This window comes from Mesorhizobium sp. B2-3-10 (assembly GCF_006442275.1).
In the GTDB taxonomy this organism is placed as follows: Bacteria; Pseudomonadota; Alphaproteobacteria; order Rhizobiales; family Rhizobiaceae; genus Mesorhizobium; species Mesorhizobium australicum.
This window is the reverse complement of the sequence record NZ_VFVT01000006.1, coordinates 211962-237822: the sequence shown is the minus strand read 5'-3', so window position 1 is coordinate 237822 and position 25861 is coordinate 211962. Positions and strand designations below refer to the sequence as shown.

The following is a 25861-nucleotide window of genomic DNA, read 5'->3' as shown; positions in this document are numbered from 1 at the left end:
CGGGCGGATCGGCAACTCACCCTTGTTCCTGCATCCGTTTCGCGATCGCCCGGCGCAGATCCGGCGCCGCAGCGACAAGCGCCCTGGCCGCCTCTGATTGTGGGTGATCGAGCAGTTCGCTCGTCCTGCCGCGCTCGACGATCTTGCCGTCATGCATGACAAGCACCTCATCCGTGATGGCGCGGGCGACGGCCAGGTCATGGGTGATGAAGAGGTAGGCGATGCCGAGTTTCTGGTTGAGTCCGGCGAAGAGGTCCAGGATCTGTGCACGGATCGAGACATCGAGTGCCGACACCGGCTCGTCGGCAACGACAAGCTTGGGGCGCGTGATAATGGCGCGGGCGATCGACAGGCGTTGGCGCTGGCCGCCGGAAAATTCGTGCGGATATTTGTCCATGTCGCGTTGGTCGAGGCCGACCTCGTGCAGCGCATGCGCCACCATCTCGCGGCGCTCGGCGCGCGTCGGTTTTTTCTCCAGGACATGCAGGGGTTCGGCGACCAGTTTTTCGACCTTCTGGCGCGGATCGAAGGAGCCGTAGGGGTCCTGGAAGACGACCTGCATATTGCGCCTGGCCGGCTTCAGCTCGGCCTCGCTGCTGCCGGTGATGGGTTCGCCGCGAAAGCGGATCACGCCCGAACTCGGCCGGTCCAACGCCAGGATCATGCGGGCAAGGGTCGACTTGCCGCAGCCGGAGCGGCCGACCAGCGCCACCGACTGGCCCGGCGCCATCGACAGGGAGACATCGTCGACCGCACGTATGTCGGGCGCGCGCCTGAACAGCGAGATGCGGCGGCCGGGGTAGTCGCGGCTGACGCCCTCAACCTGCAGCAAAGGTTGGTCCATCCCGACATGATGAGGCTTGGCGCGCGCCGGAACATGCATCGAGGCCTGTGCCAGCTGGCGCGTATAGGGATGGAACTGTTCGGAGAGCGTGCGCGCCGTGTCGCCGGCGTCCATCACCTCGCCATGGCGCAGGATGGTGATGCGGTCGGCCATCTCCGTCACGACAGCGAGATCATGCGATATCAGCAGCAGGCCCATGCGGTTCTCCGCCACGAGATCGCGCAGGAGGTCGAGGATCTGTGCCTGCAGCACCACGTCGAGCGCCGTCGTCGGCTCGTCGGCGATCAGCAGCTTCGGCTTCAGCGCGCAGGCGATGGCGATGACGACGCGCTGGCGTTGGCCGCCCGACAATTCGTGCGGATAGCGCGACAGCGGGAATTTCGCTTCGGGCAGGCCGACGCGGTCGAGCATTTTTCGCGCCCGCTCCTCGGCGTCGGCACGGCTTGCCCTGGTGTGCCAGCGTATACCTTCGGCGACTTGTTCGCCGATCGTCTTGAGCGGATTGAGCGCCGTCATCGGCTCCTGGAAAACCATGCCGATGTCGTCGCCGCGCAAGGCACACATCTGGTCCTCGGTCGCGCCGAGAATATCGATGCCGTCGAATGTAATGCGCCCGGTGGCGCGTGCGGCATGGGGCAGGAGCCGCATCACCGTCAGCGCGGTCATCGATTTGCCGGAGCCGGATTCGCCGACCAGCCCCATCACTTCGCCGGGCGCGACGGAGAGCTCCATGTCTTTCAGGATCTGTGTGTCGCCGATGACCAGCGACAGATTATCGACTTCGAGCAGGCTCATCGCTGTCGCCGCGATTTCGGGTCGATAATGTCGGCGATGCCGTCGCCCAGAAGATTCAGGCCGAGCACGGTGACGACGATCGCCATGCCGGGGAAGATCGCCATCCACGGCGCCACCACCATGCGCGTCTGGGCGTCGAACAGCATGCGGCCCCAGCTCGGCATCGGCGGCTGAGCGCCGAGGCCGAGATAGGAAAGCCCGGCTTCGGCCAGGATGCCCAGCGCGAACTGGATTGTGCCTTGCACTAGGAGCAGCGTGGCGATGTTGGGCAGCACGTGTTCGATCGATATCTGCGTGCTGCTCTTGCCGGCGGCGCGCGCGGCAAGGATGAATTCACGCGGCCAGACGGCCAGCGCGCCGGCGCGGGCGACGCGGGCGAACACCGGAATGTTGAAGATACCGATGGCGATGATGGCATTGACGGCGCCCGGCCCGAAGATGGCTGTTATCATGATGGCCGACAGCAGCGCGGGGAACGCGAAGACGAGGTCGTTGATGCGCATCAGCGCCTCGTCGACGAGGCCGCCGCGCGCGGCGGCGAAGGCGCCAAGCGGCACGCCGACACCCATGCCGATCCCGACGGCGACCAGCGCCACGGCGATCGAGTTGCGGGCGCCAACCATGATCATCGACAGGATATCGCGGCCGAAATGGTCGGTGCCGAACCAGTGCGCCAGCGAGGGACCTTGCGTCTTGTCCGCAATGACCAGCCTCGTCACATCGTAGGGTGTCCAGACATAGGAGACGACCGCCATCGCCAGGATCAGCACGGTGATGACGAAACCGGTAACGAAAGCGGTATTCCCAAACGCCTTGGCCATGACGCCGCGGAACGTCTCGTCGGGGATGTCGATGCGCAGCGTCATTGCCGGGTCCTCAGGCGGGGATCGACCACCGCATAGGAAAGGTCGACGACGAGGTTGACGGCAATGACGGCGGCGACCAGCAGCATGACGACGCTCTCGACGACGATCAGGTCGCGCTGGGTGATCGCCTGGAACACCAGCCGGCCGAGTCCGGGCAAATAGAAGACATTTTCGATGATGATGGTGCCGGCGAGCAGGAAGGCGAACTGCAGGCCAAGGATGGTCAGCACCGGGATCATGGCGTTGCGTAGCGCGTGCCGCCACAGCACGGCTCGATAGGGCAGGCCCTTGGCGCGGGCGGTGCGGATGTAATCCTCGTTGAGTACCTCGATCAGCGCCGAGCGGGTGACGCGCGCCAGGATCGCCGCTTGCGGCAAGGCAAGCGCCACCGCCGGCAACAGCAGCGATTTCAGTGCCGGCCAGGCGCCGGCGCCCCAACCAGGAAAACCACCGGCCGGGACCAGATGCAGCCAGACGGCGAAGACATAGATCAGCATCAGCGCGAACCAGAAATTGGGCACGGCAACGCCAAGCTGCGCGACGCCCATTGAAATCGTATCGCCGGCCCGTCCGCGCCGGCTGGCCGAAAACAGGCCGACCGGAATGGCGATCAAGGTGGAGAGCGCGAGCGCGATCAGCGCCAGCGGCAGCGAGACGGCCAGCCGTTCACGCACGAGATCGATGACCGGGACCGAGTAGGTATAGGAGCGGCCGAAATCGAGGGTGAGCAAGCCGCCGGCCCAGTGCAGATAGCGCAGTACGATCGGCGCGTTGAGGCCCATCTGGTTGCGCAAGAGTTCCACTTGGTCGGCACTGGCGTTCATGCCCAGCATCAGCCGCGCCGGATCGCCGGGGAGGATCTCCAGCACGGCGAACACCACCATCGAGGCAAGCACCAGCGTGGCTAAAGCGACGGCGAGGCGCTTGAGGAGGTAGGCGCTCATGGAAGGCGAGGGAGTGGCGCGCGCACCACGAACCTCACTCGCTCCACTTCACCTTGGTCAGGTCATTGGCCTGGATCGGCGCATTTTCCCACAGGCCTTGCAGCTTGGCGTCCCAGACACCGACCTTGGGCAATTCGTAGAGGAAGCCGACCACGGCGTCGTCGGCCAGGATCTTCTGCGCCTCGCCAAGCAGTTCCTTGCGCTTGGCCTCGTCGGAGGTGAGGTTGAGGTCGGCGATCACCTTGTCGAAGGTCGGATTGTCGTAGTTGAAATAATAGTCCTTGCGCGCATAGATATCGATGTCGTTGGGCTCGGTGTGGGAGACGATGGTCAGGTCGTAATCCTTCTTGGTGAACACCTGGTCCAGCCACTGCGCCCATTCGACCGGGATGATCTCCAGGTTGATGCCGACATCGCGAAGTTGCGAGGCGATGATCTCGCCACCGAGCCGTGCATAGCTGGGCGGCGGCAGTTTCAGCGTTGCCTTGAAGCCGTTCTCCAGCCCGGCCTCCTTCAGCTGTTCCTTGGCCTTGTCGACATTGTGTGGATAGAGGCCGGTGAGGTCGACATAGTCCTTGTTCGCCGGCGACATATGCGAGCCGATCGGCAGGCCAAGGCCGGCTGAGGCGCCGTCGATGATCGCCTTGCGGTCGAGCGCGTAGGAGATCGCCTGCCTGACCTGCAGCTTGTCGAAAGGTGGCTTCTTGTTGTTGATCGAGAGGATGGTCTCGCCTTCGGTCGAACCGATCACCACCTTGAAACGCGGATCGTCCTTGACCTGTGCGAGGCTGTCGGGATCGAAGAAGGGGAAGGCCTGGATGTCGCCGGACAAAAGGGCCGGCACATAGGCCGCGGCATCGGGCACGATGCGGAACTCGACCTTGTCGAGGAACACCGGAGCGCCCCAGTAATGGCCAGATTTGACCAGCGTGATCGATGATCCCTTGGCCCAGTTCTGGAACTTGAACGGGCCGGTGCCAACCGGGTTTTCCTTGTTGGTGTCGGCGGATTTCGGCGACACCATCACCGCGTCGCCCCAGCCCATATTGTTAAGGAAGGATCCTTGCGGGTTTTTCAGCGTGACTTTCACCGTCGCCGGATCGATGACATCGACCTTGTCGATGGCCGCGAACAGGCCCCTCTGCGCGTTGACCGAATTGTCGGCGCGGGCACGGTCGAGCGAGAATTTCACGTCATCGGCGCTGAAATCGGCGCCGTCGTGGAATTTGACGCGGGTGTGCAGCTTGAAGGTGTAGACCTTGCCGTCATCGGAAATGGTCCAGCTTTCCGCCAGATCCGGCAGCACCTCGCCATTGGGTCCGATCCGGGTCAGGCCCTCGAAGACATTGGCGTAGAGCACTTCCTTGATCGCCGCCGCGGCACCAGCGGTTGGGTCGAGATGCGGCGGTTCGAGCGGAATGCCGATGACCAGGTCGGTTCGGGCCGCAAAGGCGGAGGTTCCTGCGGCCAATGCGAGAACCGCGGCGGCCAGAATGGTTTTCCACAATCTCATCGTGCAACTCCCCATGCGTTCAGGACACGTGCTCAAGCCGGGCGATAGAAGCGTGATTTCGCGTGGGAGTAAATTGCGTTTCGTGCTGCCAGGCGGGATGGCGGGGAATGTTTTTGCCGTGCCAGCCCCGTCGGCGGGCCGAAGCTTATCGCGATGCAGGGTTATCCCGTGGCCGTGCCGCGCAGCAGCACGTTGAGCCCGATCGCCATCACCTTGGCCGATTCCACCATGTCCGATATGCCGACCCACTCGTCCGGCCGATGGGCGAGGTCGAGAATGCCCGGGCCATAGGCGATGCAGTCGTGGATATGTCCGATGCGGGCGATGTGCTTCTGGTCGTAGGTGCCGGGCGAAATGACGTAGTCGGGCTCGCGGTCGAAGATCGCATGAATGCCTTGCGCCACCGCCTTGACGACGGGCGCGTCGCGCTCGGTCATCAGCGGCAGTACTTCCATCAGATCGCGGATCTCGTAGTCGAATTTTTTGCGCTCGCGCTTCAGCCGGTCGAGAATGCCGGTCACTTCGGCTTTGACCGTGGCCAGATCCTCCTCGAGAAGGAAGCGGCGGTCGATGGTCAGACGGCAGGAATCGGGCACGTTGGGGGAGGGCAGGCCGGGGCGGAAATCCTCGGTCTGGCCGCCATGAACGGAATTGATGTTCATGGTCGAGCGCCTGGCGCCTTCCGGCACCACCGGCATGCGCGTGATCTTGCGGTCGAGTGCCGGGAACAGTTCGTTCTCGAATGCCTGCAGCACCGCGCCCATATGGCGCACCGCATTGTCGCCGAGAAACGGCATCGAGCCGTGCGCGATCTCACCCTTGGTCTCGATCTCCGCCCACCAGACGCCGCGATGGCCGAGGCAGATGCGGTCCTTGTTGAGAGGCTCGGGAATGATGACGTGATCGACCCTGGGTTTCGAGAAATAGCCGAGGCCGGCCAGGTGGGCGACGCCGCCGAAGCCGCCGGATTCCTCATCGACCGTTCCCGAGATCTCGATGGCGCCGGGAAAATCGGGAAAGACTTCCAAAAAGGCTTCGACAGCGATGATGGAGGCGGCGAGGCCCCCCTTCATGTCGCAGGCGCCGCGTCCATAGACCTTGCCATCCCTGACGATGCCGGCGAACGGATCGACGGTCCAGCCGTCGCCGGCTTCGACAACGTCGATATGCGAATTGAAATGGACGCAGGCACCAGGTGACCGTCCATCAAACCGCGCAACGACATTGATGCGCGGATAGCGATCGGTGTCGCCGGGCGTGCCGTCGGCGCGGATGAACTCGGTCTCGAAGCCGCTCTTCCTTAGCCGCGCACCGATATAGTCGGCGCATGGCCCGTAGGCTTCGCCGGGTGGATTTATGGTCGGAAAGCGGATCAGGTCGGCGGTCAGCGCCACCAACTCGTCGCGCCTGATGTCGATTGCCTTGAGGAGTCGCCCGTTCATGCCGCGAGTTGAGCAGCGATCCCAGTGGTTTTGCAAGCCCGTGATCAAACCCGTGCAACGTGTCGTTGTGGCAACTATCGCGGGAAATCGTTCAAATTCACTGCTTTGGATTGGCGAATTGGTCAAAGACTGTGTGTTATCTGTTCACCGCCATTAAAAAGGTGAAAAACAACGTGATGGCGAGCAGGCAAGGGCAATCAAAGGGGTTTGATCGCATGAAAATGTCATTTCTCAAGGCAGCAGTATTGGTCGTTGCGCTGTTTGGCGCATCGGCGGCAAGTCAGGCGGCCACATTGGTGGCGAACATCGACGTGTCGTCGCAGACGATGACGGTTCGTTATGGCGATTCTGTCTATAGGTGGGCCGTCTCGACCGCCCGTCCGGGCTATTTCACGCCGCGCGGCACCTACCGGCCGCAGCGCACGGCGCGGATGTGGTATTCGCGCAAATACGACATGTCGCCGATGCCGTACTCGGTGTTCTTTCGTGGCGGCTATGCCATCCATGGAACGGGCGCCGTCAGGCAGCTCGGCCGTCCGGCTTCGCATGGTTGCGTAAGGCTGCATACGGCCAATGCCGCGGCCTTCTATTCGATGGTCCGCGAAGTGGGCTTCGGCAATACGCGCATTGTCGTCACCAATTAGACACTTGAAGATTGTTGGTACTGGCTTTGTTTGCTGGCGGAGGAACTCACGTTCCCGCCAGCGGCTTGCTCATGTGTTTGAGACGGGAGCCGGCTTGGTGCGGTTTTTCCGCCGCCACTTGCTGATCTCCCACCTTTTGTGGAACCACATCCATTGGCCTGGATCCTCTCGGACCCAGCGCTCGACGACGTCGTTCAGCATCTGGGTGGTGGCGTGGACATCGACGCTGCCGTCGGCGGTACGCGGCAGCACCAACTTGTCCTCGATCTCGAGCCGGAAGCGGTTGCCCGGCAACCTGATACAACGCGCCGGATAGACGTCGCAGTCATAGTGGCGGGCAAGGGTGCCGAGCACGCGGTTGCTCTGACAGGGACGGCCGAAGAAGGTCGTGTCCAGGCCGTTGGAGAATTTCTGGTCGACGAGAACGCCGATATTGCCGCCATTCTCCAACACCCCCGCCAGCGCGAACGACGCACCGGCCATCGAAGGCAGCAAGCCTCCCATGGTGGATCGCCTTGTCGAAAGGATGTAGTCGGCGAGGTAGGGGTTGTTGGGCGGCCGAAACAGCGCCGTGATGTTCATGCCGAAGGTCGCGGCCGCCACCGGCAGCAGCTCGAAATTGCCGAGATGGCCGGTGAAGACGATGTGCGGCTGCTTCTCGGCCGCGATCTCCACGAAATGCTCTGTTCCCTTGACCTCGATACGGCCGGGCTTTCCGGCCGCTGGGTCATAGTCGAACAGGGCGTCGAGGAAGATGTATTCAGCGGCAAGGCGGGCCATGTTGCCCCACATGTCGGAGGCGATGGCCCGGATTTCGTCCTCGCTCTTTTCCGGATAGGCCTTGCGCAGATTGTCGAGGGCGACCTGGTGGCGTCCGACCCTTGGACCGATGAGGCGTGCGGTGCGGTCGGCAAAATTCAGCGCGCTGTCGACCGGCAGCAGGCGCAGCAGCGACATGATGACCATCGCGAGACGCGCAACAAACCAGTAATTCACCTGGCGCAATTGTCTGCCATAGCGAAATTTCAGATCGCGGCGAAGCTTCTTGAGCACGGAAATCGAGGCTCTAGAGCATGATGCCGAAAAGTGTGAAGCGGTTTTCGGATGACATCATGCTCTATTCCTTGATTTAGAGGCGGATTCAGATTTCAGGTCAATTCGACCTGAAATCATCCGACTCTAGGCGACGCGCAGGATGATCTTGCCGAAAACGTCGCGGCCTTCCATGCGCTTCAGCGCGGCATCGATATCGTCGAAGCCGACCTCGGTGTCGATCACCGGAGCGACCTGTCCAGCGGCCATCTTCTGCATGGCGTTGGCCATGTTCTCCATCCGGCAACCGAAGGATCCGAGCAGTTTCAACTGCTGCTGGAAGAGCTGCATCAGGTTGATCTGAGTCGACACGCCAGAGGTCGAACCGCAGGTCACCAGGCGACCGCCGCGCTTCAGGCACAGCATCGAACCGGCAAAGGTGTCGGTGCCCACATGCTCGAACACCACGTCGACGCCTTTCTTCTTCGTCAGCTTGCGCACGACGCCCTCGAAACGATCGTCGCGGTAGTTGATGACATGGTCGGCGCCGAGCGCCTTGGCCTTGTCGATCTTGTCGTTCGAGCCGACCGTGGTGATGATCGTGCAGCCCATCCGCTTGGCCAGCTGGATGGCCGCCGAGCCGATGCCGGATCCGCCGGCATGGACGAGGATCGTCTCACCGGGCTGCAGCCTGGCATTGTCGAACAGCATGTGCTCGACGGTGCCGAAGGTAACGGGCGCCACGGCAGCCCCGATATCGGTCACACCGGGCGGGGCGGGGACCAGCAGGCGCGCCGGCAGGTTGATCTTCTCCTGCGCGAAACCGTCGAGATGGAAGCCGTGAACGCCCGAAACATGCTCGCACAGATTGTCGCGGCCTTCGCGGCAGGCACGACAGAGGCCGCAGGTGCGTGCGCCGTAGATCGATACCAATTGTCCGGGCAGCAGGCTGGAAACGCCGGGACCGACCGCCTCCACCTCGCCGGAGGCCTCGGCGCCGACGACCAGCGGCAGCTTGCGCTTGGCGAAGGCCATGCCGCGCCAGCCCCAGACGTCGATGTGGTTCAGCGCCACCGCCTTGACGCGCAGCGTCACTTCGCCAAGCGCGGGAGGCGGCGGGGGCGGTAGGTCCACCGTTTCAAGGCGGCGGTCCTCGATAAGTTGCAGTGCGCGCATGGAGCCTGTCGGTTCTGTTAAGCGGAAAGGGCTCGCTTAGACCGGTTCCCGCGCCATGACAAGGCAAGTGTTCTGGCCGCCAAAGCCGAAGGAGTTCGACAGAACGGAGCGAACCTGCGCATCGCGCTTCTTGTTCGGCACGACATCGAGCACGATCGCCGGATCGGGATTGTCGTAGTTGATGGTCGGAGGAATGACGCCTTCGCGCATGGTCATCAGGGAAAACGCCGCTTCGACCGCGCCCGCCGCCGACAGCGTGTGGCCGATCATCGACTTGTTGGACGAGATCGGCATAGAGCCGATGCGCTCGCCAAACACCGTCGACAGCGACAGGTGCTCCATCTTGTCGTTTTCCGGCGTCGAGGTGCCGTGTGCGTTGACATAGTCGATCTCGTCTTCGCCGAGACCCGCATCGGCAAGTGCGGCCCGGACAGCGGCAATCGCCGGCGATCCATCCGGCTTGGAGCGCGTGCGATGGAAATCGTCGGCCTTTTCGCCACAGCCGCTGAGGATGCCGAGAATGGCGGCCCCACGGGCAAGCGCCGCCTCCAGCGATTCCAGCACCAGAGCGCCGGATCCCTCGGCCAACACGAAGCCGTCACGGTCCTTGGAAAACGGCTTGGAAGCCTTTTCCGGATTGTCGTTGTGGGTGGAGAGAGCCGACAGCAGCGAGAAGCGGATCAGCGCCTCGGCGGTCGCCGAGCCGTCGGCGCCGATCGACAGCGCCCGGTCGCATTCGCCACGGCGGATCGCCTCGACGCCGAGCTGGATGGCGGTGGCGCCCGAGGCGCAAGCCGTCGAGAGCGTGATCGGCAGGCCACGCGTGCCGAACCGGTCGGCGAGCCGGTCGGCGATTGAGCCGAACTGGGTGGTTTCGAAGAGATCGAGTTCCTTCAGGCCACGCGCCACGCGCAGCAGCCTTTCGGCGCCGGAATCCTGCTTGTCGGAATTGTAGAGCGAAAAGCGGTCGTGCCAGTCGAGTTCGACCGGCGGCGAGGCGAGGAAGAGAGGGCCGCCGAAATCGCCGGAATTCAGGCCGGCTTCGCCAACAGCCTCCTGCGCCGCGGTTTCCGCCAGTTCATAGGTGAGGAGGCTTGCTCCCTTGGAGCTCGACGGCAGAAAATCGACCATGCCGGAGATCCGTGTGTTGAGGTGATCGACCGGAAAGCGGGTGATCGGGTGGATGCCCGACTTGCCCGAGGTCAGCGCGGCCCAATTGTCTGATTTGCCGACGCCGAGCGAGGTCACCACACCGATACCGGTGACGGCAACAACGGGCCTGCCCATGTGATCTCTGAAATTGGCCATCGGGAGCCCTCTTATCTCTGCAGTGCGTTCGCCAAACGCCGCCTCAAGCGGCGTTGACCAGCGCCACGCCCTCGAATTGGTGATAGCCGATCGCCGTTGCAAGGACGCTCGCGGGAATGCCTTCGAATGGCTTTTCGGCAGTGGCGTCAAAGACAGGGTAGGCGGCCTTGCGGTCGACCGCCAGTGCCGCCAGCGCCACGGCGAAGGGAAACTGCGCTTCCTTCATGTGCCCGGTCAACGTTGCAAAACCGCGCGCCGATATCGCCGGATTGGCGTCGAGCGCCGCCTTTTCGGCCGATGTTGCCGCATGCGCGCCTGATGCTCCCGACATGGCGAGCAGCTTGCCGTTCAGCGGCAGCGCCTGTTTGAGCAGGAGAGCGATCTCGGCGTCGAGTTCTCCGCGCGCGCGCCTGGCGCGGCCGGAGACGACGGGGCCGAGTTCAGCGTAGATCTTGCGTCCGCGGCTTGCCGCGTGTTCGCGCTGCTCAAGCACCAGGAAGGCACCGCCGGAACCTGAGACCACGCCGCCGCCCTCGGCGCCCTGCCTTTGCCAGACGGGCTTCCACGGGCCGCGATGCAGGTAACCGGCCAGCTCGTAGCCGAGCAGCATGTCGGAATGTTCCGTCTGGAAGGCGCCGCCGACCAGGATGTGCGTCGACTGGCCGGAGCGAATGCGCGCGGCTGCCGTCTCGACGGCGGCGACGCCAGCGCCTTCCTCGCCCATGAAGGTCCTGGACGAGCCGGTCACCTTGTGGACGATGGAGATGTTGCCGGCGAGCAGATTGGAAAGCTGCGCCAGGAAAAGCGTCGGTCGCAATTCGGTGGTCAGCTTCTCGTTGAGCAGCACGTCGCGGTCGTTCCGGTTTTCCGAAGCGGCTAGAATGTCGGCGTCGACCGCTTCGTCGCGCTCGCCGCCGCCGGCCGCCACAACCATGTCCATGGTGGTGCAGAGTTCGTCATTGCCCTTGATGCCGGCGTCGTCGAGCGCGAGGCCCGCGGCATAGGTGCCGAGCCTCTGCCATGTCTCCATCTGCCGCTGATCGCCGCGCTTGGCGATCTGCAGGTTCCAGTCGATCTCGGGCAGTGGATGAACCGTGTAGGGCGCGAAGCGCCCGGCCTCGAGCACCGGCTCCCGGCCCGGTTGCGCCAGCTTTTGCCAATGGGCGTCAGGACCTTCCCCCAGCGAGGAAACAAGGCCGATACCTGTGATGACGACGTCGTGGGGGCTGCTCATGAGCGGCTTTGTGGGTCAGGTGACGGAGCGCGTCAAGTCACGCGCCCTGATGACCTCAGGCGGTCTTGGCGGCAACCAGCGCGTCGATCTTGGCGCACAGGTTCTTCATGACGAAGTAATCGTCGGTCGAAGCCTTGCCGTCATTGACTTCCTGGGTCCACTTTTCCAGCGGCACCTTGATGCCGAATTCCTTGTCGATGGCGAACACGATGTCCAGGAAGTCGAGGCTGTCGATGCCGAGATCGTCAATGGTGTGGCTCTCGGGCGTGATGGTGTCGATATCGATCTCGCTGGTGTCGGCAATGATCTTGGCGACTTTGTCGAACGTTGTAGACAAGGGGCTTTTCCTTCTTTGCGGGCGGAATCTGTCCGCATTCGTTTGGGCGCTGTCTAATCGGTTTTTCCCGGCAGGAAAAGGCCTGTTAAGCCGGGCGCAGATGGGTAGGATGCCCAGGAAACGCAAGAAGGGCCGCCGGTCGACCCGGCGGCCCTTCCGTTGACGCTACGTAAGCTCAGCTGTCGCGGAGCTTGACAAGGTCGTTCAGCAGCCCGACCGTTCCGTTGTGGACGGTCAGTCGCTCGACCTTGCCGGCGATGGTTTCCAGAGCCTCGAGCTCCTTCAGCCGCAGCATCACCGGGTTCTCCGCCATCACCTTGGCCGTGTTGAGCAGGGAACGCGTGGCGTTCGTCTCCTCGCGGCGGCGGATGACGTTGGCCTCGGCCTGCTTTTCGGCCGAGACCACCTGGTTGAGGATCTCGCGCATCTCACCCGGCAGGATGACATCCTTGAGCGAGATATCGCTGACCTCGACCCCGATCTCGGCCATGTCGGCACGGACCTTGGCCGCCGCTTCCTCGTCGACCGTCACCTTCTTTTCGAGGATCTGGTCGAGCGTGAGCGCGCCCAGCGTCTTGCGGAACGCGTACTGCAGGGCGCGGTAGAGGGCCTCGGAGAAGTCCTTCACCGCACTCACCGCCTTGACCGGGTCGATGACCCGGTATTCGGCCGCGATGTTGACGCGGATCGTGACGCGATCCCTGGTCAGCACTTCCTGCCCGGCGACATCGAGCGACTGGCGCTTGAGGTCGACGACCTTGATCTGCACCATCCGTCCGACGTTCCAGAAGCCGTGCACGCCAGCGGCAAGCGTCCGCACAAGGACACCGTCGATGAACAGCAGCCCGGCCTGGCCGTCGACAACCGGGTGAACGGACATCAATTCCGCCTTCCGAGCCTGGCCGAGCCGGCGCATGACAGCCGGATCGATGGCAAGATCGGCCGAGGTGTCGATCACCGTCACCTTCCACGGTCCGGCATCGGTCCACAGTACCAGCTTACGGTCGGGGGCCTGCACGGAATGCAGGTTGCCGTCACGCTCGATGACGGCAACTTCCGTGCGCCCGGTGCGCACGACGGTGAAATGACGCGCGGCCACGTCCGGGAGCTTGTCGAACAACGCCTTCTCGTACGCCGAAACGAATTCCGGGCTCTTCAGATCGTGCCGGGACACCTCAAGGCTCTGGTTCCGGTTGGCGAGCCAGTGCTCACCCGGCAGCAGGACAGCCTTGATCTCTCCCTTGTAGAGAGTGAGGGCACGTTCGTTTTCCCTAACGAGGACGCGCTCGCGCCCAAGAACTGTATCGAGAATAGTCATTGTCTTACTCCTGTCGGGCATGGCCCCATGCGAGGCGTCACGTCATGCGTCGATCTTCCCTTCGTTTCTCGTTTCACTTCCAATTCCGGACACGAATGATCCGGGGACTGGTGGCATCGATGCGCGGCGGGCCTGCGGGAGCGGATCGCGGGGCAGCGAAGCGGGCGCCGGAGGCGAGCCTCCCTTGCCGGCGACACTGCGCCTTGACCATCACCGCGAGCCTGGCCGCGAGCCGATGGCATCGGACCTTTCGATACGTCCTGGCCCGAAGGCTTCGGCCGTCCGTCACGTCTTCAGCATTCCAGTCCCCGGACCGTTTCAGATAACACCTGGCAGGGTGCTGGCTTATCAAGCCAATGGAGAAGGAATCGAACCTTCGACAATCAGATTATGAGTCTGATGCTCTACCAACTGAGCTATCCGTGGTGCAGACGACAGGACTCGAACCCACAACCTCCGGATTATGTCCGGCGCTCTCCCAGTTGAGCTACATCCGCGATCCCAATCCCCAAAGCGGCGCCGTATACAGGGCGGCAAAGCCGTCTGCACGGGCGGAGACGAAAGCTCCAACCGTTGTGCTCGCTTCGGTTTTCGTGACCGGGAGCGCGCCTATAGCCCCTGCGACGGGTTGTCGCAAGCGACATTGTCGTGCCGAATTCGCGGCTTCTTTCGGCGGTGGCATTTCGGCAACACTCATTGCCGCGCCCGCGTTCGGGAGCAGTTGTCTCAGAAGGTGACGCGGCCGAGTACGCGCAAGCCGTCGCCTTGCGGCTCGACCACCACTGCTTCGCCTTCGCGCGGCGACACGCCGGTCAGCGCCACGATGTTTTCGAGATGGGTGACCAGGACCAGATTGTCGGAGCCGGAATAGGCGCGGATTTCCTTCATGATGGCCGCGATCTGCGCTGCTTTCTGCGCATCGTCACCCTTCAGGAGATCGAGCGGTGCGAACAGCTCCGGCTCGGCTTCGAAGGCGGTGCGCGCGGTGTCGAGGCAGCGGCAATAGCGGCTGGACAAAATGCGCTCGATGGGAGCCGCGCGGGCGGCAAACAGGGCGCCGATCTTGCTTGCCTGCTGCTTGCCGCGCGCCGACAGATTGACCTGGGTGGCGCAATTGCCGATGTCGAAATTGGCCGGGTCGGTGGTGCCGGTGACCATAGCGTGGCGCAGCAGCACGACATGGCCGCCATCGCGCAGCAGCGCCCAGCCGGCGTCCGTCGCGTGCGCGGCGGCGGGGACGACAAGCAGGAACAACGCCAAGGCTAACCGGATCATCGCCACCCTTCCATGCTCCCGTGTCGGGCTCCAACCATTCGCATATAAGGATTGGAAAGCAGGCACAAAGACAAGCCGGGCGTCAGCCGTGTCTCACGCCTCACATTTGGCGAGCTGCTGCTTCACCAGATCGATCACCGAGCGGAACTCGGTACCTTTCATCGCCGCGAGATGATGCGGCAGAGCCGCCGCGTAGGGCTGTTTTCACCAGCGGCGCCATACATCGCCGAACGGTCGGTTCCGCGGCGAAGCCGATCACAATGCCGAGGCTCGCATCGGCCTTTGCGCGTTGCCGAGGGCCTTGGCGCCGCGCACCGGTTCCAGCCCGCCAGCTCCGATCGGCTCGGCCGAGGCGGTTTGGCGCGCGCCGCACGATGGCATCGGCACGGATTGGTGCGGCAGGCATCGAGCAGCATGATCGGGCGCGATTGCGCCGCGACCGTGGCTCGCCTATCCCTGAAAAATGTCTCCGCTTACCGAAACCGTCCTGTTCGTCTTCAGTCTTGTCGCGCTCGGCTATCTCGCCGGGCTGACGGGCTATTTGAGACCGGCGAGCGGCGAGGGGATATCCGACTTTGCCGTCAGCGTGGCCATGCCGCTGCTTCTCTTCCAGACCATGGTGACGGCGGATTTCCATGGCGTGGCGCCCTGGCCGCTGTGGGGTGCTTATTTCACGGCGGCGGCGATCACCTGGGCCGCCGGCCATCTCGTCATCACGCGGATATTCGGGCGGGATGCCCGCGCCGGCGTTGTCGGAGGCGTCTCGTCGGCCTTCTCCAACATCGTGCTGCTCGGCGCCCCCTTCATCCTCGGCATATTCGGCCCGAGCGGCTTCGAAGTGCTGTCGCTGCTGGTTTGCGTGCACCTGCCGATCATGATGATGGCCTCTATCGTGCTGTTCGAAATGTTCGGCCGCGGCAGTGGCGAGCATGTGCATCCGCTGCGGGTCCTGCACAGTTTCCTCAAGCGGCTGTTCATCAACCCTTTGATCATCGGCATTCTGCTGGGTCTCGCATGGCGGCTCGGCGGCGTGCCGTTGCCGGCTCTTGTGATGCGGCTGGTCGAGGCCATGGCAAACACCGCCGGGCCGGTGGCGCTGTTTGCCATGGGGCTCAGCCTGCGCCGCTTCGGGATATCAGGCAATGTGCGGCCGGCGTTGGCGCTTTCGGCGCTCAAACTGTTCCTGATGCCGGCACTGGTTCTTGCCTTCGTCTGGCTGCTCGGCCTGCCGCCCCTGACCGCCAAGGTGGCGGTCGTGGTGGCGGCGCTGCCCTCCGGTATCAATTCCTATCTCATCGCGGTGCAGTTCAACACCGGCCAGGCGCTGGCATCGAACCAGATGACCATCGCCACGGCCTGCGCGGCGATCACCACCGCTTTCTGGCTGACGGTTGTCCTGCATGTTTTCGGGTAAGGTTGGCGACGCCGTACGCCAAGGCGCGCTCGTCTTGTGCTGGTCCAACCCCTATATGCCATCTTGCGATTGCTTGCGGGGCTTTCCCTAGGTTAAGAGCAATGGCTCCAGCGCGCGGCCCTGCCTGCGCTTTACCGAAGACATCCAGATAGCGGCCCGTGAGCGCCGAACGGAGGCTAGACCATGCTTCAGAAAACCAGCCATTTCATGCGGCAGGCCAATCTCATCAACGGCGAATGGGTGCAGGCCGACAGCGGCCAGACGGTCGATGTGAACAATCCGGCTACAGGCCTCAAGATCGGCACCGTACCGAAGTCGGGCAAGGCAGAAACTCGCCGCGCCATCGAGGCCGCCGATGAAGCTTTCAAAACCTGGCGCAAGACGACCGCGCTCGAGCGCTCGAAGCTGCTGCGCAAGCTGCATGATGCGATGATGGACAATCAGGACGTGCTGGCCGAACTGCTCACCATCGAGCAGGGCAAGTCGCTGTTCGAATCCAAGGGCGAGATCGGTTCGGCTGCCGCCTACATCCTGTGGTTCGCCGAAGAAGGCCGCCGCACTTATGGCGATGTCGTGCCCTCGCCATGGGCGGACCGCCGCATCCTGGTGACGAAAGAACCGGTCGGTGTCATCGCCGCCATCACGCCGTGGAATTTCCCGTCCTCGATGCTGGCCCGCAAGCTCGGTCCCGCACTTGCCGCAGGCTGCACCGCCGTCGTCAAGCCGGCCTCGCAGACGCCGTATTCCGGCCTTGCCTGGGGGGCGCTTGCCGAGGAAGTCGGCTTTCCCAAGGGCGTCGTCAACATCCTGACCGGCGCCGCCGGCGAGATCGGCGACGAGATTTGCGCCAATCCGCTGGTCAAGAAGATCACCTTCACCGGCTCGACCGAGGTCGGCAAGATCCTGATCCAGAAATCGTCGGTGACCGTCAAGAAGGTATCGATGGAACTCGGCGGCAACGCGCCGTTCATCGTTTTCGACGACGCCGATGTCGAGCGTGCGGTGGCCGGCGCGATCACCGCCAAATATCGCAATTCCGGCCAGACCTGCGTCTGCACCAACCGCTTCCTGGTCCAGGCTGGCGTCTATGACAAGTTCGTCGAGAAACTCGCCGCGGCCAGCAACGGGCTGAAGGTTGGTTCCGGCCTGGAAGAGGGCGTCCAGCAGGGGCCGCTAATCGACGAGAAGGCGGTCGAGAAGGTCGAGGAGCTGATCGCCGACGCCACGGCCAAGGGCGGCAAGGTCGTCGCCGGGGGCAAGCGCCACGCGCTCGGCGGTTCGTTCTTCCAGCCGACGGTCATCGCCAACGCGACGCCGAAAATGCGCTTCATGAAGGAAGAGATTTTTGGGCCGGTCGCACCCGTGTTCAAGTTCGAGACCGAGGAAGAGGCCGTGGCGCTCGCCAACGACACGGAGTTCGGCCTTGCCTGCTACTTCTACACCGGCGATCTCGGCCGCGCCTTCCGGGTCATGGAAGGCCTGAAATACGGCATGGTTGGCGTCAATGAAGGGCTGATCACCACACCTGAAGCACCGTTCGGCGGCGTCAAGGAATCCGGACTTGGCAAGGAAGGCGGACATCAGGGCATCGAGGATTACCTCGATACCAAATATGTGTGCATCGGCGGCCTCGGCCTCTGATAGGCTAGTCCGGAGGCAGGCTCGTACACCTGCCTCGAGGCTGAAGAACCAGCCGAAGTCCTTTGGATCCACTGACGTTTGCGGGCATGATGATGAAGGACGGCGAGGTTTTCGGCACGACGCAGGCAGGCGAACCGGTCCGCCGCTTCACGATCAGGGGCGGCGGCCTCACCGCCAACATCATCGGGCTCGGCGCCATCGTCCAGGACCTGCGCCTGGCCGGGCATGATGCGCCGCTGGTTCTCGGCTACAGCACTCTGGAAGCGTATGAGACCGATACCGGCTTCTTCGGGGCGGTGGTTGGGCGCTACGCCAACCGCATCGGCGACGCTCGTTTCACAATTGGCGGCAACCGCTATCAGACCGAGCGCAATTTCCTGGACAAGCATACGCTGCATGGCGGCTCGCAAGGCTATTCCCACCGGCCATGGACGGTTTCGCTGCATGGCAGGGACTTCGTCACGCTGACGCTGCATGATCCCGATGGCGCGATGGGCTTTCCCGGAGCGCTCGACGTTACCTGCACCTACCGGCTGAAAATTCCCGGCACGCTCAGCGTCGAACTGACGGCGACCTGCGAGGAGCCGACGCCGTGCAATCTCACCCAGCATTCCTATTTCAACCTCGACGATGGCGGTGCCGGCGACATTCTCGACCATAGGATGATGCTGAACGCCGGCGCCTATCTGCCTGTCGACGGCGACATGATCCCGACCGGCGTGGTCAAGCCGGTCGACGGCACGCCCTTCGATTTTCGCCAGGCGCGGCCGCTGCGCATGGAGACCGAGGGCGAACAGTTACCCTACGACCAGAATTTCTGCCTGGCCGCGGCGCGCGGTCCGCTCAAGCAGGCAGCTTGGGTGCAAGGGGCGAGTTCCGGCGTCGAGATGGAAGTCTGGACCACCGAGCCCGGCGTCCAGCTTTATACCGGGCAATATGTGACGCCACGCACCGGCCTGGAAGGGCGGGGCTACAAGGCCTTCAGCGGCTTCTGTCTGGAGCCGCAGATATGGCCCGACGCGCCGAACCGGCCGTATTTCCCGCAGGCGACGCTATGGCCTGGCGCGATCTACCACCACGTGACGGAATATCGGTTCCGGCAGGGCTGACTTTTTCAGGACTGGCCGAACGCCGCCCGTAGCGTCTCGAACGGCGCCAATGCGCCGCGGACCTGCACGACGGCGGCGGCGACGCGGTGCGCACGCTGGACAGCGTCCGCCGGGGCAATCCCGCCAAGCCGTGCGGCGAGATAGCCGCCGTTGAAGGAATCGCCGGCACCGGTCGTGTCCACGGGCGCAGGCACGTGGATTGCGGCGACCTCCCGCAGCGCTCCACCCTTGCCAATCAACGCCGGTGCCTCGCCGTTCTTGACCACGACCTCCTTGACCAATTGCCCGAGGCGCTCGGCGGTCGCCTGCGGTGTGTCATCGCCGAACAGCATCTGCTCGTCCGGGAACGTCGGCAGCGCGATGTCGGTAACCGCAAGCGCCCGGGCAATCGCTGCTTGCGCGTCCTCGCGGTTACGCCAGAGCCGCGGCCGATAGTTGGGATCGAAGGCAATCAGCGAGCCCGCCGCGCGCGCCTTTGCCACTGCGGCCAGCAGCGTCTGGCGCGCGGCCTCATCGAGAATTGCCAAAGTGATTCCGGAGAAGTACACAAGCGCCTGATTTTCCAGGTTTTTCGCCAGTGCCGCCGGGTCCGAGGCGAGCTGCCTGGCGGCGGCGTCGCCGCGCCAGTAGGTGAAGGAGCGCTCGGCGCCGGTCAGCGTGATGGCATAGAGGCCGGGGCGCGCGCCCGGTATGACCGGACTGGAGCCGATGCCGATGCCGTTTTCGGCTAAGAAGTCGATCTGGCCCTGCGAGAAAGGGTCGTCGCCGAAGGCCGAGACATAGGTTGCCGGCCGGTCAGCGCTTAGGGCATGCAGCGCCCACAGCGTGTTGAACGTGTCGCCGGCAAAGCCCATGCGCCAGTTCGGCCCGGTCTGGCCCGACAGTTCCAGCATGCATTCGCCGATCGAGGCGACGCCGTTTCCCGCCATCTGCAATCCTCCAGTGCTTTCGGTGCTGTAGCTTTTTGCCGGACGCAGCGCCATGCTTGGCAAGCAGGCTTTTTTCCGCCACAGCGTTTTCCCACAGGCCGGCGGGATGCGATCCGCCCGGCAGGACGTTATCTGCGAAAGAGGAACCGGTTTGGCATCGTTATGGCGTTATCTCCTGGCAGGTCTTGGTCTGGCTGCTTTGCTGGTCGGCGTTCTCGCGGCCGTTTATCTGACCGCGCCGCATTCGGCGCAGCCCGCCGGCCCGGATGTCTCGCGGACGAAAAAAACCGACAACGGGCTGTACGTAGCGAGTTTCGTGCCGGAACGAGGGGTCGTGCGGCAGGGCGAACTGGAATCCTGGCTGCTGACGCTGAAGACAAAGACGGGGGCCTCGGTGGAGCGAGCCGCGATTGCCATCTCCGGCGGCATGCCGCAACACAATCACGGTCTGCCGACCAGCCCGCAGGCGACCGACTATCTAGGCGAGGGACGCTACCGCATCGAAGGGGTGAAATTCACCATGAGCGGCTGGTGGCAACTGCGTTTCGCCATATCGTCCGGCGCGGGCTCCGACACTGTGCTGTTCAACGTGGTGCTGTGAGCGGTCGATGAGGCGCTTTTTCTGCTTTTTGGCACTGACGGTGGCAGCCATCCTTGCCGGTTGCGGCAAGCCGGATTTTTCCGATGCCGAGAAGAAGACGATTGCATCGCTCGCGCTGAATACGCTGCCGGCGCTGAAGCCTGATACCACCAACCGCTTCGCCGATGAGCCGGCCGCGGCGGCGCTCGGCTCGACGCTGTTCTTCGACGTCGGGATGAGCCGCGACGGTACGGTGTCCTGCTCGACCTGCCACAAGATCGACCGGCAGTTCCAGGACGACCTGCCGCAGGCGGTCGGAGTCGGCCACACCAACCGGCGCACCATGCCGCTGGCCGGCGTGGCGCGCGACCCCTGGTTCTTCTGGGATGGACGGCGCGACAGCCTGTGGGCGCAGGCGCTGACACCGCTCGAAAACCCGTTGGAACAGGCGGGAAACCGTGCTGCCTACGCGCATTACATGAAGGCGCGTTTCGGCGAACGCTATGAGCGCATCTTCGGGCCATTGCCTGATTTGTCCAGCATTCCGCCAAATGCCAGCCCGCTTGGAAGCGATGCCGAAAAAACCGCCTGGAACGCGATGAGCGATGCGCAGCGCGACGCAATCAACGGCGTCTATGCCAATATCGGCAAGGCGATCGCCGCTTTCGAACGCTCGATCGAGCCGGCACCGACACGCTTCGACCGCTTTGCGCTGGACCTTGCGACAGGCGCCGAGCCGAAAGGCGATGCCGTCTTTTCCACGGAGGAAATCCTTGGGTTGAAACTGTTCGTCGGCAAGGCCAATTGCGTGAGCTGCCACAACGGCCCGCGCTTCAGCGACAACGGTTTTCACAACACGGGTGTACCGCCTGCTGCCGGCCTGCCGGCGGATCGTGGGCGCGTCGATGCGGTGGCCCAGGTCGAGGCCGACCCGTTCAACTGCTTCGGAGCCTATCGCGATGGCGAGGCCAGTGCCTGCGGCGAGCTGCGCTTCATGGTCAAGGATGCGCCGGAACTTGTGCGCGCCTACAAGACGCCGTCGCTGCGCGGTGCGGCGACGCGGCCGCCTTACATGCACGCCGGGCAGTTTTCATCGCTCGACGAGGTCGTCGCTCACTATGCCAAGGCTGCGCCAAGCGTCGAGGGCAGTTCTGAAATTCACCCGCTGGAGCTCTCGGACCGCGAGCGCGCCGCACTGGTGGCGTTCCTGAAGACGCTATCGGAATAGGTTACCTGTCCTTGACCGTCTCCATCGCCACGAAGGTCGAGGTCTGGGCGACGTGGGGCAGGGCGGAGATGCGCTCACCGAGCACGCGGCGATAGGCGGCGATGTCCTTCGTGCGGACCTTAAGGAGATAGTCGAAGCTCGACGCCATCATGTGGCACTGCTCGATTTCCGGCACGGCTTGTACGGAGCGGTTGAAGGCATCGAGCGCGGCGGATCGGGTGTCCGATAATTTCACCTGCACGAAGGCGACATGGCCTTCGCCCATGCGTTCGCGGTCGATGATCGCCTGGTATCCCCTGATATAGCCGTCCTTCTCCAGCCGCTTCACCCGCGCCTGCACCGGTGTCTTCGACAGGCCGACCTTGACCGCCAGTTCCGACATGGAAAGCCGGCCATTGCCGGCCAGTGCCGACAGGATGTTCCTGTCGATGCGGTCCAATTGATCTTCTGTCATCGAAACTGCAGCCCGAATGAGCAATTTTTCGGCAACATGATAGATCAATCGAGCTGCCCTGTCGATTTTTTCAGACCGCCTGAAATCTGGCACTTGTGCTAGCTTGCGCCATTCGGTCCGGTGACCGCCGGCCCGTTCCCTTGTGCTTGCTCATAGGACCGCCATGCCGCTCGACGCCATCCGCCAGCAGATCCGCGCCAATTATTTGCCCGACGAAGACGCAGCGGTTAAGCGATTAGCCGAGGCGGCCGGGCTTTCGGCCGGAGACCGTAAGGCGATCTCGGCGCGTGCGGCCGACCTGGTGCGGGCGGTGCGCGGTTCGTCCGATCCCCGGCTGATGGAAGTCTTCCTCTCGGCCTACGGCCTCTCCACCAAGGAAGGCGTGGCGCTGATGTGCCTGGCCGAGGCGCTGCTGCGCGTACCCGACACAGAGACGATGGACGATCTCATCGCCGACAAGATCGCGCCGCACGACTGGTCGGCGCATTCGGGCGGTTCGAGTTCGATCTTCGTCAACGCCTCGACCTGGGCGCTGATGCTAACCGGCCGCGTGCTCGATGAAGGTGAGGGCGGTATCGAAGGCACGCTGCGCTCGATGGTGCGCCGGCTGGGCGAACCGGTCATCCGCAAGGCAGTGGCCGCAGCCATGCGCGAGATGGGCGAGCAGTTCGTGCTTGGCCGCACGATCGCGGAAGCCGTCAAGCGCGGCCGGCCAATGACGCAGAAGGGTTACCTCTACTCCTTCGACATGCTGGGCGAGGCGGCCCGCACCGAGGCGGACGCGCTGCGCTATCACAAGGCCTATGCCGACGCCATCTCCTCGCTCGATGCTGGCTCGAACGGGCCAGATATCCGCCAGAACCATGGCATCTCCGTCAAGCTTTCGGCACTGCATCCCCGCTACGAAGAAGCGCAAAAGGAAGAGATGCTGCCTGTGATGGCCGAGCGGCTGTTGTCGCTGGCCCTGGCCGCACGGCATTCGCGGATGGGGCTCAACATCGACGCCGAGGAGGCGGATCGTCTCGACCTGTCGCTCGACGTGATCGAGCGGGTGCTGGCCGAGCCGGAACTCGCCGGCTGGAACGGCTTTGGCGTCGTCGTGCAGGCCTATGGTCCGCGCGCGGCTTTCACCATCGATTGGCTCTATGCCCTGGCCAACAAGCATAATCGCAACATCATGGTCCGGCTGGTCAAGGGTGCCTATTGGGACACGGAGATCAAGCGGGCGCAGACACTCGGGCTTGCCGGTTATCCCGTGTTCACGCGCAAGGCCAACACCGACGTCTCCTACATGGCTTGCGCGAAAAAGCTGCTTGGCATGACCGACCGCATCTATCCGCAGTTCGCCACCCATAACGCGCACACCGTCGCCGCCATCCTGTCGATGGCTGACAGTCGCGACACCTTCGAATTCCAGCGCCTGCATGGCATGGGCGAGGCTTTGCACGAAACGGTGCGCAAGGCCGAAGGCACGCGTTGCCGTATCTATGCGCCGGTCGGCGCGCATTCGGACCTGCTGGCCTATCTGGTCCGCCGGCTCCTGGAAAACGGCGCCAACTCCTCCTTCGTGCACCAATTGACCGACGAGGAGGTCGAGCCGGAGGATATCGCACGCGATCCGCTGGAAACGGTTGAAAGCCAGGGTCCCGCCGCCAATCCGGCGATTGCCCGGCCTTCCCAGATCTTTGGGATCGGGCGCCGCAACTCGAAGGGATTCGACATCACCGACACGGTGACGCTGGCGGCGATCGAGCAGGCCAGAGCGGCATTTGCGGGTCCCGATCGCTGGCACGCCAAGCCGATCACGCGCGCCGCCGGCTACGGCAAGCAGCGCCCGATCCTCAATCCGGCAAAGCCTTCCGAGGTGGTCGGCACGGTTCACGAGGCCGCCGCCAAGCAGGTCGCAACCGCCGTGCGCATCGCTGTCGAGGCGCAGCCGGCGTGGGCAAAACGCCCGGTCGCCGAGCGTGCCGCTATCCTCAACCGTGCCGCCGATCTTTACGAGGCCAATGCCGTCGAGTTCTTCGCGCTCGCCACGCGCGAGGCCGGCAAATCGCTGGCCGACGGCGTCGCCGAAGTGCGCGAGGCGGTCGACTTCCTGCGCTATTACGCCACCGAGGCGGCGAACGCCGAAACGGGCACGCAAGCGCGCGGCGCCATCGTCTGCATCTCGCCGTGGAATTTCCCGCTCGCCATCTTCACCGGCCAGATCGCGGCAGCACTTGTCACTGGCAATTCAGTGATCGCCAAGCCAGCCGAGCAGACCCCGCTGATCGCCTTCCGCGCCGTCGAGATGCTGCGCGAGGCCGGCGTGCCGGAAGACGTCATCCAACTCCTGCCCGGGGACGGCCCGTCGGTCGGTGGTCCGCTGACAGCGGACCCGCGTATTGCCGGCGTCTGCTTCACCGGCTCGACCGAGGTCGCCAAGCTGATCGAAAAGCAATTGGCCGAGACCGCGGCGCCGGACGCCATGCTGATCGCCGAGACCGGCGGCCTCAATGCCATGATCGTCGATTCCACGGCACTTCCTGAGCAGGCGGTGCGTGACATCCTCGCGTCGGCCTTCCAGAGTGCCGGCCAGCGCTGCTCGGCGTTGCGCGTGCTCTATGTCCAGAAAGACGTCGAGAAGAAGATGCTGGAGATGCTGAAAGGCGCCATGGAGGCGCTCAATGTCGGCGATCCCTGGCGGATTTCGACCGATGTCGGTCCGGTGATCGACGATGACGCGCAAAGTTCGATCCGCGATTATTGCACGACGATGGGCCTGCAGGGCCGGCTGATCGCTAAACTTGAGGCGCCCAAGGATGGCCGCTTCGTCGCGCCGCATGTCTTCCGGGTCAAGGGCATCGAGGAGATGGAGCGCGAAGTGTTCGGTCCGGTGCTGCACGTCGCGACCTTCGACGCCGACCAGATCGACAGCGTCATCGCCGCCATCAACCGCAAGGGCTACGGCCTGACCTTCGGCCTGCACACCCGCATCGAAGGCCGGGTGCAGCATTTCGTCGACGGCATCCATGCCGGCAACATCTATGTCAACCGCAACCAGATCGGCGCTGTCGTCGGTTCGCAGCCATTTGGGGGCGAGGGCCTGTCCGGCACCGGGCCAAAGGCCGGCGGGCCGCACTATCTCAGGCGTTTCCGCAAAGGGCCTGAAGCGGGCACGGAAGTCGGCGAAGGCCATAAGGTGACGGCGACCGAACTGGCCGACAATCTGCCCGATCCCCCTCTCGGCGGCTGGTCGACGCGGCCGGACCGGGTCGCCATCCTCAGGAAGCATCTTCGCGGCAAGGGCGCGGCCGCGATCGGTGCCGCCGCCAGCATTGATTTCGGCCAGGTCGATCTGCCCGGGCCGACCGGCGAGGCCAACACGCTGTCGCTGTCGCCGCGCGGCCGGGTGCTGTGCTTGGGGCCGGACGGCGACACGCTGCTGGCGCAGACCATCCAGGCGCTCGCCGCCGGCAATGCGGTGCTGGCTGTTGCGCCGGGTGCACCGGCGGCGCTCTCGGCATTGACCGGCAAAGGCCTGCCGCTGGCGGCCATCGACGGCCGCCCCGATCCTGTCGAGGCGCGCTCGCTGCGCGTCGATGTGGTTGCTTTTTCAGGCACGCCCGAGGCGGCGCGCATCGTGCGCAAGGTCATCGCCGAGCGCAGCGGGCCGATCGTCCCGCTGGTCAGCGAGGTGCTTTATCCGGCGGCTTATGCGCATGAGCGGGCGGTCTGCGTCGACACGACCGCCGCGGGTGGCAATGCCAGCCTCTTGGCCGCCGCATAGGTCGGC

At 64.0% G+C, this 25861-nt stretch carries 21 protein-coding genes and 2 tRNA genes; 7 read left to right on the top strand and 16 right to left on the bottom strand.

Annotated features, from left to right (window positions below; translation table 11 throughout):
* Positions 1–16 precede the first annotated feature (16 nt).
* The 5 genes from FJ943_RS19255 to FJ943_RS19235 all read right to left on the bottom strand — a co-directional run bounded on the left by FJ943_RS19255 (position 17) and on the right by FJ943_RS19235 (position 6404).
* Positions 17–1639 carry a dipeptide ABC transporter ATP-binding protein gene (locus tag FJ943_RS19255; protein WP_140723858.1) on the bottom strand — a complete coding sequence of 541 codons (1623 nt, stop codon included), beginning with the start codon at positions 1637–1639 and terminating at the stop codon, positions 17–19.
* Positions 1636–2505, bottom strand: a complete 870-nt coding sequence (locus FJ943_RS19250; protein ID WP_140723856.1) for an ABC transporter permease — start codon at positions 2503–2505, stop codon at positions 1636–1638. The genes FJ943_RS19255 and FJ943_RS19250 overlap by 4 nt, the downstream gene beginning before the upstream one ends.
* Positions 2502–3449, bottom strand: coding sequence for an ABC transporter permease (locus FJ943_RS19245; RefSeq protein WP_140723854.1), 948 nt, complete (start codon positions 3447–3449; stop codon positions 2502–2504). Before FJ943_RS19245 ends, FJ943_RS19250 begins: the two co-directional genes overlap by 4 nt.
* A gap of 34 nt (positions 3450–3483) precedes the next feature.
* On the bottom strand, positions 3484–4962 hold the full coding sequence (locus FJ943_RS19240; RefSeq protein WP_140723852.1) for an ABC transporter substrate-binding protein: 1479 nt from the start codon (positions 4960–4962) through the stop codon (positions 3484–3486).
* 161 nt (positions 4963–5123) lie between these two features.
* On the bottom strand, positions 5124–6404 hold the full coding sequence (locus FJ943_RS19235; protein WP_140723850.1) for an acetylornithine deacetylase/succinyl-diaminopimelate desuccinylase family protein: 1281 nt from the start codon (positions 6402–6404) through the stop codon (positions 5124–5126).
* A gap of 215 nt (positions 6405–6619) precedes the next feature.
* On the opposite strand from FJ943_RS19235, the gene FJ943_RS19230 reads away from it, so the two are divergent.
* Positions 6620–7048 carry a L,D-transpeptidase gene (locus FJ943_RS19230; RefSeq protein ID WP_140714882.1) on the top strand — a complete coding sequence of 143 codons (429 nt, stop codon included), beginning with the start codon at positions 6620–6622 and terminating at the stop codon, positions 7046–7048.
* Positions 7049–7117: 69 nt separating this feature from the next.
* On the opposite strand, the gene FJ943_RS19225 is transcribed toward FJ943_RS19230, so the two are convergent.
* From FJ943_RS19225 to FJ943_RS19185, 9 genes are all read right to left on the bottom strand, one after another.
* Positions 7118–8101 carry a lipid A biosynthesis lauroyl acyltransferase gene (locus FJ943_RS19225; RefSeq protein ID WP_181174587.1) on the bottom strand — a complete coding sequence of 328 codons (984 nt, stop codon included), beginning with the start codon at positions 8099–8101 and terminating at the stop codon, positions 7118–7120.
* A 126-nt stretch (positions 8102–8227) separates the two neighbouring features.
* Positions 8228–9256, bottom strand: coding sequence for a zinc-binding dehydrogenase (locus tag FJ943_RS19220; RefSeq protein WP_140723846.1), 1029 nt, complete (start codon positions 9254–9256; stop codon positions 8228–8230).
* 36 nt (positions 9257–9292) lie between these two features.
* Positions 9293–10564, bottom strand: a complete 1272-nt coding sequence (locus FJ943_RS19215; RefSeq protein ID WP_140723844.1) for a beta-ketoacyl-ACP synthase — start codon at positions 10562–10564, stop codon at positions 9293–9295.
* Positions 10565–10607: 43 nt separating this feature from the next.
* A complete protein-coding gene (locus FJ943_RS19210; RefSeq protein ID WP_140723841.1) occupies positions 10608–11798 on the bottom strand; it encodes a beta-ketoacyl-ACP synthase in 1191 nt (396 codons plus the stop codon).
* Between the two features lie 55 nt (positions 11799–11853).
* Positions 11854–12135, bottom strand: coding sequence for an acyl carrier protein (locus FJ943_RS19205; RefSeq protein ID WP_010909964.1), 282 nt, complete (start codon positions 12133–12135; stop codon positions 11854–11856).
* A 175-nt stretch (positions 12136–12310) separates the two neighbouring features.
* A complete protein-coding gene (locus tag FJ943_RS19200) occupies positions 12311–13453 on the bottom strand; it encodes a slipin family protein (RefSeq protein ID WP_181174586.1) in 1143 nt (380 codons plus the stop codon).
* Positions 13454–13810: 357 nt separating this feature from the next.
* Positions 13811–13875, bottom strand: a tRNA-Met gene (locus tag FJ943_RS19195).
* A gap of 1 nt (position 13876) precedes the next feature.
* Positions 13877–13950: transfer RNA gene (locus tag FJ943_RS19190), tRNA-Tyr, on the bottom strand.
* 229 nt (positions 13951–14179) lie between these two features.
* On the bottom strand, positions 14180–14728 hold the full coding sequence (locus FJ943_RS19185; RefSeq protein WP_015317470.1) for a histidine phosphatase family protein: 549 nt from the start codon (positions 14726–14728) through the stop codon (positions 14180–14182).
* Between the two features lie 463 nt (positions 14729–15191).
* Between FJ943_RS19185 and FJ943_RS19175 the strand changes: the two genes are divergently transcribed.
* The 3 genes from FJ943_RS19175 to FJ943_RS19165 all read left to right on the top strand — a co-directional run bounded on the left by FJ943_RS19175 (position 15192) and on the right by FJ943_RS19165 (position 18892).
* Complete coding sequence (locus tag FJ943_RS19175; protein WP_015317471.1) at positions 15192–16142, top strand: AEC family transporter; 951 nt, start codon at positions 15192–15194, stop codon at positions 16140–16142.
* A gap of 183 nt (positions 16143–16325) precedes the next feature.
* Positions 16326–17783, top strand: a complete 1458-nt coding sequence (locus FJ943_RS19170; protein ID WP_140723838.1) for an NAD-dependent succinate-semialdehyde dehydrogenase — start codon at positions 16326–16328, stop codon at positions 17781–17783.
* 86 nt (positions 17784–17869) lie between these two features.
* Positions 17870–18892, top strand: a complete 1023-nt coding sequence (locus FJ943_RS19165) for an aldose epimerase family protein (RefSeq protein ID WP_140723835.1) — start codon at positions 17870–17872, stop codon at positions 18890–18892.
* A gap of 5 nt (positions 18893–18897) precedes the next feature.
* Here FJ943_RS19165 and FJ943_RS19160 read toward each other — a convergent pair whose 3' ends face one another.
* Complete coding sequence (locus tag FJ943_RS19160; protein ID WP_140723832.1) at positions 18898–19821, bottom strand: sugar kinase; 924 nt, start codon at positions 19819–19821, stop codon at positions 18898–18900.
* 151 nt (positions 19822–19972) lie between these two features.
* Between FJ943_RS19160 and FJ943_RS19155 the strand changes: the two genes are divergently transcribed.
* Both FJ943_RS19155 and FJ943_RS19150 read left to right on the top strand, forming a co-directional pair.
* The gene (locus FJ943_RS19155; RefSeq protein ID WP_041163818.1) at positions 19973–20422 is read left to right on the top strand and encodes a FixH family protein; all 450 of its coding nucleotides are present in this window, start codon (positions 19973–19975) and stop codon (positions 20420–20422) included.
* Positions 20423–20429: 7 nt separating this feature from the next.
* The gene (locus tag FJ943_RS19150; RefSeq protein WP_140661082.1) at positions 20430–21629 is read left to right on the top strand and encodes a cytochrome c peroxidase; all 1200 of its coding nucleotides are present in this window, start codon (positions 20430–20432) and stop codon (positions 21627–21629) included.
* Between the two features lies 1 nt (position 21630).
* Here FJ943_RS19150 and FJ943_RS19145 read toward each other — a convergent pair whose 3' ends face one another.
* Positions 21631–22083 carry an Lrp/AsnC ligand binding domain-containing protein gene (locus tag FJ943_RS19145; RefSeq protein WP_015317477.1) on the bottom strand — a complete coding sequence of 151 codons (453 nt, stop codon included), beginning with the start codon at positions 22081–22083 and terminating at the stop codon, positions 21631–21633.
* A gap of 163 nt (positions 22084–22246) precedes the next feature.
* Here FJ943_RS19145 and putA point away from each other — a divergent pair, with 163 nt between their 5' ends.
* Positions 22247–25855, top strand: a complete 3609-nt coding sequence (gene putA / locus FJ943_RS19140; RefSeq protein ID WP_140723830.1) for a bifunctional proline dehydrogenase/L-glutamate gamma-semialdehyde dehydrogenase PutA — start codon at positions 22247–22249, stop codon at positions 25853–25855.
* Positions 25856–25861: the final 6 nt, after the last annotated feature.

Excerpts from the sequence above, each read along its gene's own strand:
- FJ943_RS19255 (WP_140723858.1), bottom strand. The coding sequence starts at position 1,639 with ATGAGCCTGCTCGAAGTCGATAATCTGTCGCTGGTCATCGGCGACACA.
- FJ943_RS19250 (WP_140723856.1), bottom strand. The coding sequence starts at position 2,505 with ATGACGCTGCGCATCGACATCCCCGACGAGACGTTCCGCGGCGTCATG.
- FJ943_RS19245 (WP_140723854.1), bottom strand. The coding sequence starts at position 3,449 with ATGAGCGCCTACCTCCTCAAGCGCCTCGCCGTCGCTTTAGCCACGCTG.
- FJ943_RS19240 (WP_140723852.1), bottom strand. The coding sequence starts at position 4,962 with ATGAGATTGTGGAAAACCATTCTGGCCGCCGCGGTTCTCGCATTGGCC.
- FJ943_RS19235 (WP_140723850.1), bottom strand. The coding sequence starts at position 6,404 with ATGAACGGGCGACTCCTCAAGGCAATCGACATCAGGCGCGACGAGTTG.
- FJ943_RS19230 (WP_140714882.1), top strand. The coding sequence starts at position 6,620 with ATGAAAATGTCATTTCTCAAGGCAGCAGTATTGGTCGTTGCGCTGTTT.
- FJ943_RS19220 (WP_140723846.1), bottom strand. The coding sequence starts at position 9,256 with ATGCGCGCACTGCAACTTATCGAGGACCGCCGCCTTGAAACGGTGGAC.
- FJ943_RS19215 (WP_140723844.1), bottom strand. The coding sequence starts at position 10,564 with ATGGCCAATTTCAGAGATCACATGGGCAGGCCCGTTGTTGCCGTCACC.
- FJ943_RS19210 (WP_140723841.1), bottom strand. The coding sequence starts at position 11,798 with ATGAGCAGCCCCCACGACGTCGTCATCACAGGTATCGGCCTTGTTTCC.
- FJ943_RS19200 (WP_181174586.1), bottom strand. The coding sequence starts at position 13,453 with ATGACTATTCTCGATACAGTTCTTGGGCGCGAGCGCGTCCTCGTTAGG.
- FJ943_RS19185 (WP_015317470.1), bottom strand. The coding sequence starts at position 14,728 with ATGATCCGGTTAGCCTTGGCGTTGTTCCTGCTTGTCGTCCCCGCCGCC.
- FJ943_RS19175 (WP_015317471.1), top strand. The coding sequence starts at position 15,192 with ATGTCTCCGCTTACCGAAACCGTCCTGTTCGTCTTCAGTCTTGTCGCG.
- FJ943_RS19170 (WP_140723838.1), top strand. The coding sequence starts at position 16,326 with ATGCTTCAGAAAACCAGCCATTTCATGCGGCAGGCCAATCTCATCAAC.
- FJ943_RS19165 (WP_140723835.1), top strand. The coding sequence starts at position 17,870 with ATGATGATGAAGGACGGCGAGGTTTTCGGCACGACGCAGGCAGGCGAA.
- FJ943_RS19160 (WP_140723832.1), bottom strand. The coding sequence starts at position 19,821 with ATGGCGGGAAACGGCGTCGCCTCGATCGGCGAATGCATGCTGGAACTG.
- FJ943_RS19150 (WP_140661082.1), top strand. The coding sequence starts at position 20,430 with ATGAGGCGCTTTTTCTGCTTTTTGGCACTGACGGTGGCAGCCATCCTT.
- FJ943_RS19145 (WP_015317477.1), bottom strand. The coding sequence starts at position 22,083 with ATGACAGAAGATCAATTGGACCGCATCGACAGGAACATCCTGTCGGCA.
- putA (WP_140723830.1), top strand. The coding sequence starts at position 22,247 with ATGCCGCTCGACGCCATCCGCCAGCAGATCCGCGCCAATTATTTGCCC.